The sequence below is a fragment of the Azospira sp. MPR-LB4 genome (assembly GCF_058809525.1).
The window spans coordinates 1,774,191-1,786,389 of the sequence record NZ_CM179521.1 but is presented as its reverse complement, the minus strand read 5'-3'; the positions used below and the strand labels follow the sequence as shown (position 1 = coordinate 1,786,389).

12 protein-coding genes and 2 pseudogenes are annotated in these 12,199 nt (G+C 60.4%); 4 read left to right on the top strand and 10 right to left on the bottom strand.

Annotated features, from left to right (window positions below; genetic code table 11):
• Positions 1–19: 19 nt before the first annotated feature.
• The 4 genes from AC3QLZ_RS08325 to AC3QLZ_RS08310 all read right to left on the bottom strand — a co-directional run bounded on the left by AC3QLZ_RS08325 (position 20) and on the right by AC3QLZ_RS08310 (position 3,270).
• Complete coding sequence (locus tag AC3QLZ_RS08325) at positions 20–1,768, bottom strand: cation acetate symporter (protein WP_014235410.1); 1,749 nt, start codon at positions 1,766–1,768, stop codon at positions 20–22.
• Positions 1,765–2,082 (bottom strand): DUF485 domain-containing protein, encoded by a 318-nt coding sequence (locus tag AC3QLZ_RS08320; RefSeq protein WP_014235409.1) that lies wholly within the window; start codon positions 2,080–2,082, stop codon positions 1,765–1,767. Before AC3QLZ_RS08320 ends, AC3QLZ_RS08325 begins: the two co-directional genes overlap by 4 nt.
• A gap of 443 nt (positions 2,083–2,525) precedes the next feature.
• Positions 2,526–2,741, bottom strand: coding sequence for a hypothetical protein (locus AC3QLZ_RS08315; RefSeq protein WP_014235408.1), 216 nt, complete (start codon positions 2,739–2,741; stop codon positions 2,526–2,528).
• A gap of 52 nt (positions 2,742–2,793) precedes the next feature.
• Entirely contained in the window at positions 2,794–3,270 is a 477-nt protein-coding gene (locus tag AC3QLZ_RS08310) for an OmpA family protein (protein WP_014235407.1), read from the bottom strand.
• Positions 3,271–3,507: 237 nt separating this feature from the next.
• On the opposite strand from AC3QLZ_RS08310, the gene AC3QLZ_RS08305 reads away from it, so the two are divergent.
• The 4 genes and pseudogenes from AC3QLZ_RS08305 to AC3QLZ_RS08290 form a co-directional block, all read left to right on the top strand.
• Positions 3,508–3,738, top strand: coding sequence for a ParD-like family protein (locus AC3QLZ_RS08305; RefSeq protein WP_014235406.1), 231 nt, complete (start codon positions 3,508–3,510; stop codon positions 3,736–3,738).
• Positions 3,735–4,559, top strand: coding sequence for a type I methionyl aminopeptidase (map, locus tag AC3QLZ_RS08300; protein ID WP_014235405.1), 825 nt, complete (start codon positions 3,735–3,737; stop codon positions 4,557–4,559). The genes AC3QLZ_RS08305 and map overlap by 4 nt, the downstream gene beginning before the upstream one ends.
• A 602-nt stretch (positions 4,560–5,161) precedes the next feature.
• The gene (gene tnpB, locus AC3QLZ_RS08295; RefSeq protein WP_492783625.1) at positions 5,162–5,434 is read left to right on the top strand and encodes an IS66 family insertion sequence element accessory protein TnpB; all 273 of its coding nucleotides are present in this window, start codon (positions 5,162–5,164) and stop codon (positions 5,432–5,434) included.
• Positions 5,435–5,638: 204 nt separating this feature from the next.
• Positions 5,639–6,029, top strand: a pseudogene (locus AC3QLZ_RS08290) (transposase); the annotation flags it as partial.
• A gap of 55 nt (positions 6,030–6,084) precedes the next feature.
• Here AC3QLZ_RS08290 and AC3QLZ_RS08285 read toward each other — a convergent pair.
• The 6 genes and pseudogenes from AC3QLZ_RS08285 to AC3QLZ_RS08260 form a co-directional block, all read right to left on the bottom strand.
• The gene (locus AC3QLZ_RS08285; protein WP_492783641.1) at positions 6,085–6,582 is read right to left on the bottom strand and encodes a hypothetical protein; all 498 of its coding nucleotides are present in this window, start codon (positions 6,580–6,582) and stop codon (positions 6,085–6,087) included.
• Positions 6,583–6,792: 210 nt separating this feature from the next.
• Positions 6,793–7,230, bottom strand: a pseudogene (locus AC3QLZ_RS08280) (TniQ family protein); the annotation flags it as partial.
• The gene (locus tag AC3QLZ_RS08275) at positions 7,227–8,246 is read right to left on the bottom strand and encodes a TniQ family protein (protein WP_492783624.1); all 1,020 of its coding nucleotides are present in this window, start codon (positions 8,244–8,246) and stop codon (positions 7,227–7,229) included. The pseudogene AC3QLZ_RS08280 and the gene AC3QLZ_RS08275, both read right to left, overlap by 4 nt.
• Positions 8,243–9,223 (bottom strand): TniB family NTP-binding protein, encoded by a 981-nt coding sequence (locus AC3QLZ_RS08270; RefSeq protein WP_492783623.1) that lies wholly within the window; start codon positions 9,221–9,223, stop codon positions 8,243–8,245. Before AC3QLZ_RS08270 ends, AC3QLZ_RS08275 begins: the two co-directional genes overlap by 4 nt.
• A 1-nt stretch (position 9,224) precedes the next feature.
• Positions 9,225–11,207, bottom strand: a complete 1,983-nt coding sequence (locus tag AC3QLZ_RS08265) for a TnsB C-terminal domain-containing protein (RefSeq protein WP_492783622.1) — start codon at positions 11,205–11,207, stop codon at positions 9,225–9,227.
• A gap of 12 nt (positions 11,208–11,219) precedes the next feature.
• Complete coding sequence (locus AC3QLZ_RS08260; RefSeq protein ID WP_492783621.1) at positions 11,220–12,158, bottom strand: Tn7 transposase TnsA N-terminal domain-containing protein; 939 nt, start codon at positions 12,156–12,158, stop codon at positions 11,220–11,222.
• Positions 12,159–12,199 lie beyond the last annotated feature (41 nt).

Here is a 12,199-nt window from a genome sequence, read left to right as displayed (position 1 = left end):
AGGTGGGTCGGTTTGCTTCTTAGTGGGAGGAGGCCGCTGCGGCACCGATGCCGGTTTCGGAGCGGATTTCCTGATCCAGGTAGGCGACGCGTTCCTTGGCGGCCTGTTCGCTGCGATCCATCAGGGAGAACAGCCAGATGCCGATGAAGCCGGCAGCCATGGAGAACAGGGCCGGGGAGGCGTAGGGGAAGATTTCCGTCTTGTTGCCCAGGATGTCGACCCAGATGGACTTGGAGAGGACAGTCAGGACCACAGCGGTGATCAGGCCCAGGAAGCCGCCGTAGAAGGCGCCCTTGGTGGTGCAATCCTTCCACAGCACGGACATGAAGAGCACCGGGAAGTTGGCGGATGCGGCGATGGCGAAGGCCAGGGACACCATGAAGGCGATGTTCTGCTTTTCGAAGGCAATACCCAGCACCACCGCGATGATGCCCAGGGCAACGGTGGTCATCTTGGACACGCGCATTTCCGTGGCGCTATCCACGTTGCCGTGACGGAACACGGAAGCGTAGAGGTCATGGGACACGGCGGAGGCACCGGACAGGGTCAGACCGGCAACCACAGCCAGGATGGTGGCGAAGGCCACGGCAGAGATGAAGCCGAGGAACACGTTGCCGCCCACGGCGTTGGCCAGGTGGATAGCCGCCATGTTGCCGCCGCCCTTCAGCACGCCCTTGGCATCCAGGAACTCGGGGTTGGTACCGACGAGCACGATGGCGCCGAAGCCGATGATGAAGGTCAGGATGTAGAAGTAACCGATCCAGGTGGTGGCCCAGAACACGGACTTGCGGGCTTCCTTGCCATCCGGCACGGTGAAGAAGCGCATCAGGATGTGGGGCAGACCGGCGGTACCGAACATCAGGGCCATACCGAAGGAAATGGCGGAGATGGGATCCTTGATGAAGGAGCCCGGGCCCATGATGGACTGACCCTTGGCGGCAGCAGCGGCAGCGACCGTCTCGGCAGTGGCACTCGGATCGGTTTCCAGCGCCTTGGCCAGCAGGCCCTTGGCAGCCAGGTCGGTCTTGATGCGCACGGCGTCGGCGAACAGGGCTTCAGGGGAGAAGCCATACTTGGCCAGCACCATGAACACCATGAAGGAAGCGCCGGAGAGCAGCAGCACGGCCTTGATGATCTGCACCCAGGTGGTGGCCGTCATGCCGCCGAACAGCACGTAGACCATCATCAGGATGCCGACCAGCACCACGGCCATCCAGTAGTCGAGGCCGAACAGCAGCTTGATCAGCTGGCCGGCACCCACCATCTGGGCGATCAGGTAGAAGGCCACCACCACCAGGGTACCGGAAGCCGCCAGAGCGCGGATCGGCGTGGCCTGGAAGCGGTAGGCTGCCACGTCGGCAAAGGTGAACTTGCCCAGGTTCCGCAGGCGCTCGGCCATGAGGAACATGATGATGGGCCAGCCCACCAGGAAGCCGATGGAGTAGATCAGGCCGTCGTAGCCGTTGGCGAACACGGCGGCAGAAATACCCAGGAAGGAAGCGGCGGACATGTAGTCGCCGGCGATGGCCAGGCCGTTCTGGAAACCGGTGATGCCGCCGCCAGCGGTGTAGAAGTCAGCCGCCGTCTTGGTCTTGGAGGCTGCCCACTTGGTGATCCACAGGGTGGCCAGCACGAAGGCGCCGAACATGATGATGGCCGTCCAGTTGGTGGCCTGCTTTTCGGCCTGGCCTTCCAGCGCCGCGGCGAACACCGGGGAGCTGAGCAGGCCCAGGCCGGCGAGGGCGAGGGTGTTGGTCAGTTTTTTCATTTCTTCATTTCCTCCTGGACGATCTGCTCGGTCAGGGCATCGAACTCGCTGTTGGCGCGGCGGACGTAGAGGCCGGTGATGGCGACGGTGAACAGGATCAGGCCGACACCAACGGGAATGCCGACGGTCATGACGCCGCTTTCGGACAGCTTCTGGGCCAGCAGCGCCTTGTCGAAGGCGATGATGGCGATATAGCCGTAGTAGGCCAGCAGCATGATGACGGTCAGGGTCCAGCCAAAGACGTTGCGCTTGCTTTTCAGCTCGTGGAATTTCGGGTTTGCCCGAATCCGCTTGGTCAGCTCTTGTTGACTCATTTGTCTCCTCCTAAAAAACCTCCGGGCCAATCGAAGGAATGGCCATGGAGCCGAACTATGTCCCCGAAGACTTACAGTTCCCTTACTCCAATGAGAACTTTTTGCGTCAGGACGGAAGAATTTCGAGTCTCGGTAAGTGAATGATTTAATGGAAAAACGATTTGTGCGCTGCGTCAATTTTTCTTGGTAGTTATGCCGTTGCAATGGGCTGTTTCATGTCGACTGGTGCAATCGATTTATCAATGCGTAAACTGCGGAAGCGCTGTTTTGATTCGGTTTTTGGGCTGGGCAGCCCAGGTGGCCGCGTCCGCGATTAACCGCGGACGGGGAGGGTGAGGGGGTGGTGCAAATGCGGAAAGAACGGCGCCGGCATTGGTCCGGCGGGTGTCCGTCAAGGGGGTGACGGACGTTCCGGAGCGGTGCCGCTGTGAAAAATATTTTTTTCAGGCGAGGAAGTTCTGCCGTTCCTTGAACAGCTTGCGGGCGTCGGCGTGGGCCTGCTCCAGGTTGCGCAGGGCCGGATCGTCGTCGTGGGGGCAGAAGTACTCCTTGTCTTGGGCGGCCATGACCAGGGCGATGGCCGCCTCGTCCTCCAGGTCGTACTTCTCGGTAATCAGGGTGGTGACTTCGTCCAGATACTCTTCGTAGGTCATGGGCATGGCGGAATTCCAGGGAGGAGGGCGGGCCGGCGGCATGGCCGCCAAAGGGGGGTCAGGGCTGCAGCACCAGTTCGACACGGCGCCAGGAACTGCGGCAGGCTTCGCTGTCGCAGGCCGGCGCCAGTTCCCTGCCCCGGGCGCGGATGAGTATCTGGGTGCCGCGGACGCCACGGCGTACCAGGGCGGCCTCCACCAGGGAGGCCCATTTCTCCGACAGGGCCAGGCAGTACTCCTTGCTGCCCAGGTGGTCCGTGTGGGCACGCAGCACCAGGCGCCGCAGCCGGTCGGCCCGCAGCTCCTCGGCCATCTGGTCGAGCAGGGGCGCCGCCGCCGGCGGCACCTCGGCATCGCCGGGGGAGAAATAGACGCTGGGGGCCTGGGGCGTGGCCACCACTTCGGCCGGGGGCGGCACGCTGGGCCGGGCCGGGGCCGGCGGTCGCGGCGCGCTGACGACGGTGGGGGCAGTGGGCGCGGCGCAGGCCGCAAGACAGGCGGCGAGGCAAAGCAGGGTCAGGCGAATGGGCTGCATCGGAATCTGGCGGGGCCGCCGCCGGGCCGTCGTCCGCCACCGGCGAGGGGCGCATGGCTGTCCGGGGCCCCGCAGCGGGACTGGGAAGCCTGCCATTATAGGGGCGGCCCAGGCCCGGGGGCGAGTCCGGGAATCGCCGCAAAGCCCGGCCCGGACCTGGGGGGGGCAGGATGGGCCAGAGCACACATATTTTTGCTAGTATACGATTCGTATATAAATCGTATATTTCGAGGTGTCATGGGAATCGTCAAAATTTCAGAGCAGATGCACGAAAATTTGCGTCTCACCAGCGGCGCCTTGAGCCGTTCCATCAACGCGCAAGCGGAACATTGGCTACGTGTGGGGATGCTCGCGGAACTCAACCCGAACCTGGCCTACGCTGATATCTGCCAGTTGCTGATTCAGGCGGAACGGCAGGCTGAAGGCAGTTCTGCCGACAAGGATGCAGCGGTGGCGCAGGCGGCATGAGCGCAGCGCGAGCCGTACCCATCCGGGCGGAGGCCGAAATTGCCATGGCCCGACGCGCCGGAATGTTGGCTGCCGATGTCCTGCGGATGATTGCCGGCCATATCCGGCCGGGAGTTACCACCAATGAGCTGGACCGCTTGTGCCACGAGTACATTGTCCATGTGCAGCAGGCGATTCCTGCCAATGTGGGCTACCACGGCTACCCCAAGACCATTTGCGCTTCGGTAAACCATGTGGTTTGCCACGGCATTCCGTCCGACAAGAAGCTGAAGGACGGGGACATCGTCAACATCGACGTTGCCGTCATCAAGGACGGCTGGTTCGGCGATACGAGCAGGATGTTCCTGGTCGGCAACCCCGGCATCCTGGCCCGGCGCCTGGTGCGCACGACCTATGAAGCCATGCAGGCAGGTATTCGGCAGGTCCGTCCGGGGGCCACCCTTGGCGATATCGGCCACGCCATCCAGAGCGTTGCCCAGCGGGAGAACTTCAGCGTCGTTCGCGAATACGGCGGCCACGGCATCGGCACGGTCTACCACGACGACCTGCATGTGCCCCACTACGGCCAGCCCGGTAAGGGGCTGAAACTGGAGCCGGGCATGATCTTCACCATTGAGCCGATGCTCAATGCGGGCGGCGCCGCCATCCGCCATCTGCCTGACGACTGGACGGTCGTGACCAAAGACCGCTCCCTTTCGGCCCAGTGGGAGCACATGGTGCTGGTGACCGAAACCGGTTTCGAGATTTTGACGCCCTGGCCCGATGGGGAGGGGGACTACCCGCCCATCACGCCGGCAGGCGCCGTCCTGTCCCTGTCCTGATCCAGCCATTGGGCTCTGGCGCCTACCGGAGGGTGTATTGATCGGTTCCGTGGGTTGGGTGGATGTTTGTATTTTGGATCAGTTGCTTAGCTTCCTTCCCCCGGCAATTTTCTGCCTCTCGCCATACCTGGGGACAACAATTGTTATCGTTCGCAGCTCAGTTTGAACATCAACATCCTTTCGATTCAATGAGATGGGTTCTGGTTCGCAATGTGGATCTCCCTGTGTCTCGCAACTTAAGTTGAACCTTTTCAGATTCTTCGCGCGATAAGTTGAACCCTTACTGCGGATATGGCCAACGGGATCAATGCCAACCAGTTGCGACGCTGGATGCGCGGGCGGGGCATCCAGCCGCCCGAGTTGTCCTGCCTGCCTTTACGCCCAGCGGTGTCCAAGGCCATCGGCGGTTTCATCCCGGTGCAACTGACCCAGAGCACCAACGCGCCCATCCGGCTGGAACTGCGCAAAGGTACCGCGGTGGTCGCGGTAGGCTGGCCCGCGTCCTCGGCCGCAGCCTGTGGTGTCTGGCTGCGTGAGCGGCTCGGGTTATCCGGGTCGAAGCCTTGTGGCTGTCGGTGGCGCCGCTCGACAGGCGCGCCGGCATGGACACGCTCCTTGCTCAGGTGGTGCAGGTCTTCGGCGAGGCGCGCCCCCATCATGCCTACCTCTTCGCAAACGGGCGCGGAACGTGGCTGAAGGTGCTGGTCCACGACGGCCAGGGGATCTGGCTCGCTTGCCGGCGACTCCACCAGGGGCGCATCCGCTGGGCCGATGGAACGGGGGCGCTGATGCTCTCCCAGGCCCAGTTCGACGCTCTGGTGCTGGGGCTGCCCTGGCAGCAGCTGCTGGATGACCGTGTGATTCGAATGACCTGACAGATGTACTATCTTCAGAGATGCCAGACAGTAAGTGACTACTTTTCAGACAAATCGAGCTCGAATTGACTATTTTTCAGACATTTCTTCTCACTTACGCGGGGTGATCGAGCAGAAATCAGACATTGATGAGCAGCCTGCCCTCGGCAAGGCATCCATAGTCGCCTTCTCCAAAGCTTCCAGTTCCACTGCTGGGCGGGTATCGACGCGGCGATGGATGAAGTGTTGCAGTGGCAGAGTCGGCCGCTCGAGGCGGTGTACCCGGTGGTGTTCTTCGACGCGCTGTGGGTGAAGATCCGCGAGCGCGCGGTGGCGCGCAGCAAGGCGGTGTTCCTGGCGTTGGGCGCGAGGGCCGACGGCAGCCGGGACATCCTGGGGCTGTGGATCGAGCAGACCGAGGGCGCGAAGTTCTGGCTGAAGGTCTGCAATGACCTCAAGCTGCGCGGCTGCGAGGACATCCTGATCGCCGTCACCGACGGCCTGAAGGGCATGGCCGAGGCGCTGTATCCGCTCACCACGCTGCAGACTTGCATCGTGCATCAGCCTGAGCTACGCCGGCTACAAGGAGCGCAAGGGGCTCGCCGAAGCCCTCAAGCTAAGTTCAGGTGTTGAAAGCTTGCCTCCGCCAGCAAAACTGGTGTCAGCGCCGTCTATTTTGTGTTCTTGGCGAGACGGGCAAGCTTGCGAGACCACTCTGGAGCCTTTTCGAAGTCCCGTGTCTCGAAGATTTCACCGTTCATCATGAATCGCATGTACTCGAGGGACCACCAATGCGTGCCGCCCCAGAGGTCCTGGCGGCCGACTAGGTGCTTACAGACTGCCATGGCATGTTCCCCGAAGACCTTCGAGCCGTCGAATGCCACTGGTAGGCTTGACGTTTTGCCTCCTTGTTCGCGGACAGAGATCTTCAGCAAGTAGCTGTCGAGCGTGCGCTTACTCTGTGGGACCGTCTGTTTGGTTTGACCGAGGCTGCTACTGACCACGCGCGCGAAGAGCATTCGAACATTTTGCTCGGTCTCCATATCGACGAGGCCGGATGCCTCCGAACCAAAGCGATGGGCTTCTTGCTCCCGAAGGTCAGGCCAGACTTCTAGCAGGTTAGATTTCGCGGCGACAAGCTGTAAGAGCTCAGCCTGGCGGGCGAGCACCAGATACCGAAGGTCCTCAGGCAGAACGCTCGATTCGACATCGCAAAGGTCAGCGCCGCACGCGTGACAGCGCCGAAGTTGGCGACTGGATTGGTTTGGTGCGTAAGTGGGAAGCTCGAATGGTTGATGGCAGCTGGGACAGAGCTCCCGGAGCACAGCCCCATGGGTGGGGCACAGGTAGGCACAAGCGATGCGCCATAACGTCCGGATATAAGAAGCTCGGTCGGTACGCAGACAAACTTCGCAGTAGCGAATAATGTGACGTCGACGCAGGGGAATGGTTGTCAGGCAGCAGTAGCGTGGGTCCGAAAGCATCGAGCCCTGAGGCCATGTCAGCACCTCCAGGCTTTTCGTTGTGTGCATGACGGCGTAAGCCATGCGCTCGATGTTGAGTCTGCAAGCCCCCGTATCTATCCAATATGGAAGTGCGTCCACGCCTAGCGTCGTTCGAAGTACTTTTGTGGGAAGCCTCAGGAAAGCCTGGAGTCGCCAGTGCCACGAACTGAACGACTCGCCCGGTAGGGGCTTGGGGGCGCCCGGGAGACGGCGCGTGTCGGGACCATGTGGCTTTTGAGTGCCTACATAAAGCGGACTAAGGTTATTGCGCAGCCTCGAAAGCTGCTCCTTGCGTGACTTTCTCCGCGTCATTGACCGAAGTTGAGCTCAAGCTGTCGGTCGGTGTGCCGCCGCCTGTGTCGGCTGCCGAAGCTGCGCCAGATGTTCCGCAGGTGCTGTTCATAGGCGACCCGGACGAACGTGAGCTCATCGTCCTGCAATTCCCTCTGAAGATATTTGTGGACGGGCCCCAGCAACTGCTCAAGTAGGGGGCCTGCCCGCTCTGCAATGGCTCGATGCTTCCGGACTTCAAGAAGCTCGCCAAAGCGCCTTGGCCAATCCTCAATGGCGTGGAGCGCGTTGCGAATGATGGCGTCAGCATCCGATGGCATCGGCTTCACTCGCCCGTGGCCGACGCTGTATCGACCCAATTCGCACAGGCAGTGGCCGAGAAACCATAGGGTTTTGCAGAGCCCATCAAGGCTAAGGGTGGCAAGGTTCTCATGTTCGAGAAAGCTGATGCACGGGTAAGGCTGTAGGGGGATGCGCTGACCACACTGATGCGCTATCAGCTCAGCAATGACCAAGCTGTGCGACTGTGCCGAAGAGGCATCCGTCATCGCGAGGTCGCAGCCACATGGACAGTAGCGAGCGACGCGACGATTCCACGGAATTGCTCGCCGGCACTTTGGGCAACGGTCGTTAAGAGCGACACCATGGTGCGCACACGCGGTGTAAAAGTTGAGCGTCCACTCCCCGCGCACAAAGTCCGCATCTCGCAGGCAAAGCGGGCAAATCTTCGCCCTGCGGGTCGCGATGAAAGGCTCCTTCGAAACCCACTGGCCACACACTTGCCAAGCAAGGGCGCCATACGCTGTTTTCCGGACGATACCCGAGAGATTGACCATCTCCTCGGGGTAAAGCCGGCAAAAATCCGCGAGGGCCGGCAGGTCACCGAAGCTGATGGTTGCCTGTTTGACCCCAAGGACCTCCGACAATATCGAGTGAAGGCCCGCCAGGTGATTCCGTGTGGCGACTCGTGCCAGATAGCCATAGATGTCCTCGTGGGACTCAGGCACGACACGATAGATGACGCGGTGGGCACTCACGTCGCCGGCCCGAACGGTGTCGCTTCGTTACAGGAGACCTGAAAGAAGGCGTCGGCGAGGTGTTGCCTCTGTACGGACTTGTCGCCTGCAGAAGCCGCCAGGAACACAGCTTCTGCGAAGAGATTCTTGAGGCGGCGAAAGTTGCCCTGCGTTGCAGCATGAATCCGCGACCGGAGGTCGGCATCAATAAGATTCGAGCGCTCCTCCATCGGCAAAGCTTCGTCCAGCGTATCCAGAAGCGCTGCAAACCTGGCATCGTTCTCGAAGGGCTCTAGGCGGAGAACCCCTGCCCATCGCGTGCTGGCTTGAGTATCGCCTTCAATGAGGTTCTCCAACCCGGGCGTGCCAGCGAAGACAAATGCGACGCCACTTTTTTCGTACAGCCGCTTGAGAAAATCGCCGAGTTGCCCACCGGGTCGGTCGGCCGAGCGCTTGACCTTGCCGTTGGTGCTTAGCCAGAGGTGCTGGGATTCGTCAAAGAGAATGACCCGTACGCCGCAATGTGCCATGGCCTCGACAACGATGTTTTCAAGTTCGGCGTTCCTCTGATAGTTGAGCGTGTCAGCGTTGTGTCCGAGTGCCAGCATGATTGTCAGCAAGATGTCGGACTCAGTCGGGCGGCTGGCTAGGGAAATCAGGATGACTTCGCAGCGCAGGGTCGTAGTCATCTCGACGGGAGGATGGCGCTGGGCGAACGCATTTAGCATGAAGGACTTTCCTTGACCTCCCTTTCCCAGTAACCAGAGTCCGCCTGGACTCTTGCTGCGTTTCGCTCGAGCAAGCAGCCCCTCCATGAACCGTGTGCCCAGGCGGTAGTGGTCAACGTTGATGGAAACGCCTCGCACGAACTCGCTTCGGTCGGCGGGTGAGCCCCGCATGGCGGCCTCCCGTCGCGCTCGAGGCGTGACTTCGGGCTGCACAGTCTCGGATTCCAATTGCGCGAACAGGGACAGCGTATTGGAGCCGGCGCTGCTCACCTCAGACTCCCCAGGCGTAGCGAGGGGTGTTGGTGATGGGCGCTTCAAGCATTGGCACGGGAGGAAGTGGCGCCGCCAAGGTCTGCCCCGCGAACGGATTGGTGATGCTTTGCGTCTTGCCCTCCAAAGCAGCGTTCGAGTTGATTCCTGCGATGCGAGCCAGCCGAACTTTCGTGGCGTTTGCCTTGCGGTCCACCTCTTCTGCGATGACCGAAGCCATGGTTACCCGCGTCTGCATAAGAACATCGACCGAGCTCTCCCGTTCGGTCAGCCTAGCTTGCTGTCTCAGGTACTTGTGTTGATAGAAACTGAGGCCGGACGCATAGTCCGGTCGCGTGCAGGGGACTTTCAGATATTCGCCGGTGACAGGATGTTTGACGTGGATGTGCCCCAAGTCTTCGATAGAAACGGCGTAGTCGACCCGCTTACCTTCGCCGATGCTTTTTCTCAGGTCACTGAGTGCATCGTCGGCATAGTTGAGTCCAAGGAGCCTGACCCCCTCATGGGAGAGTACTCCGTCGCGGCGCTCTCCCAAGATGATGTTGAGTTGGTCGACGTTTGTCGGGTAAGGGGGAGGTGCCATCCCAATCCCTTCGTTCCACAACTCCAGTGGGGAGGCATACGTCCGGCTGTTTCGGGCAATGTTGTGGTGGTCGACCGCCCATTTGTGAAGCAGATAGATGAGGGTGGAGAAGCGGATGACTGCTTGTTTGGCAGAGTCGTAACTGCCTCGTTCCTCTATGCACGAGAAGGTCTTCCCGGGCATGGACTCGAAAAACGTCTGCTCCAACGTCAGAAAGAAGCGCTCAATTGAAGCTTTGAGCCAAGGAGTTCTGCGCTCGCAGTGCTCATACTTGCCACCGAGAGACGCGATGGCCGCGCGGTATCGCAGCGACAGGAAATCCGCTCCACGGTCAGAGACGTAGAGGGCACCACGTCCGTGCGCTGGCCAGGGGTTCTCCAAGTCCTTCCAGTGCTGGTATGCCATGTGATGCGAATGGAGCGAGTGTTTGATGGCTCCGAAGATGCTCGCGAGCCCAGTGGCTTGAAACGACACGTAAAAGCCAAGCAGTACTTTGCTGAAACGGTCTTTGATTGCGGTAAGCCAAGGGCGCCCCAGTGGCAAGAAGGCAAGGTCGTCGATGACAAAAAGATTGAGCGGGGTGTGGTCGATTTCGACGGCATCGAGCGGATACTGTGCCGGAAGATGCCCCCGTATCATCTTGTACCGCTTGCGTGCTTCCTCCATCCCCAAGCGAACCTTCATTACCTCGTACTTATCAAGGTCGTCGATGCGACCGTAGTACGTTCGTTCCGACACGAGGCGAAGCAGCGGGAGCCGCATGCCTTCGCGCTTCAGATTCTCATTGCTTAGCGCAGTCTGATAGGACTGGTAAGAGGAGCGCGCACTTGGGCGCGTGTCCACCAGATAGTTCGAGTCAATCGAGTCCTGCAGAAAACGCTCGCTGTCTGCATCAATCCGCTCAGGACGCTTTCTGTGCGCGTTTTTGCTGACGACTGCACAGACCTCGTGGTGGTTGCGTTCATAGAGACGCCACCAGCGACATATTGTGGAGACGCTGGGCGGAGGAAGACCATCATGGCGCGCCAATGCGATGCGCTTCACCTCCATGGCAATGAGACGCTTTTGTCCGACGGTGATGCCGGCCCCGCGGAGCTTGTCGATGAAGTCCAGTCGCCTCAGCGCATCTTCTTGGTAACGCTCAGGCGCGTCCGCTAGGTTCGTTGGTGCTGCCTGCTGAGGCGTCTCTGGGACAAGAAGCTGCTTCGGTGACGAGAACGCTTGAACGATGGTGAGAGCGCCGACTTGGTGGTTTGTCCAGAACTCAGGCTCACGCATGGTCTCTCTGTGGCCTGTTGTGGGCTCCTCGAAGTACAACTCGTCGGCGCATCGCGCAACGTACTCGAGCGTTTCACCTCGCCACTGGATTACAAGACCTTTCTGGAGGAAAAAGCTTGCCATTTGGGCACCTCATCAGTCGGTGCCGCGTGGCGGGACAGGTCGGATACCAGGCGCGAAATCTCTTCGGCGCTGAGGGCTTCGAGGGATGCGTTCCTCCGGTCGGAGATTACGAAGAGGTGCCGTGAATCGAGGGCTTCCAACAAATGACCATGGCTCAAGAGGGCTATCAATCCGTCGCCAAGTCGCCGCATCCGCCATGAGGTGTTTATCTGTCGCTCGACGACCCAAAGCCATCTCCGCCAGAAGATCACCGAACCGAGTCGAACGCAGAATGTCTCCAAGTTGCAGCCCTCCAAACGGTTGATTGGGCAAGCTGACCATCGTGGTGTGGCGGTCGAGGTGTTGGTTCCAGTCGAAGCAGATGTGCTGCCGGGCAATCAAGGTCCACACATCTACGAGCTCCACGGTCGCGCGTGCCTGGAGTTCGGTAACGGTAAGTGGGCGGTCGTTCAGAACCTGTAGAGCCCTTTCCAGGGCCCCGGGTGGCACGGTGCTGCTGACATACCGTTGAAGGAGCTTGACGTTGTCGAAGCGCGGCTGTGCCTCGAGTTGTGCGTCGATGAGGAATGCGAAGCAGACCCCGCGTTGGTGGTATGCCTGCGAAATCGCAAGATACTTGTTGAGATTGCCTGTGTGGTTGAGCAGATTGGCGGCCGACTTCACTTCAATCCGCAGGCCAGGGACAAACGTATCGACGATGAAGTCTGGTGTGTATTGATGCGTTTTGCCCTCGTACTCGTAAGGCTCGGTAATGGGTTGCGATGCAATCTTGTAGACGTCGTGGCACAGCACGAGAGTGTTGAGTGCATTGGCCTCGTTCGGGGATTCGTACTCGGCATCGAGTTCCGTGAGCCCCTTGTAGTAACCTCCGCCGGTGGTCCGGTGGGGAGAGCATTCCACGAGGGTGCGGGCCGCTTTGGGCTTGGCTTTGAGCTTGTTTTTCTTGCGCATGGCGTTCTCCAGGCTAAGCGATACCCCGGACCTATGTCTGC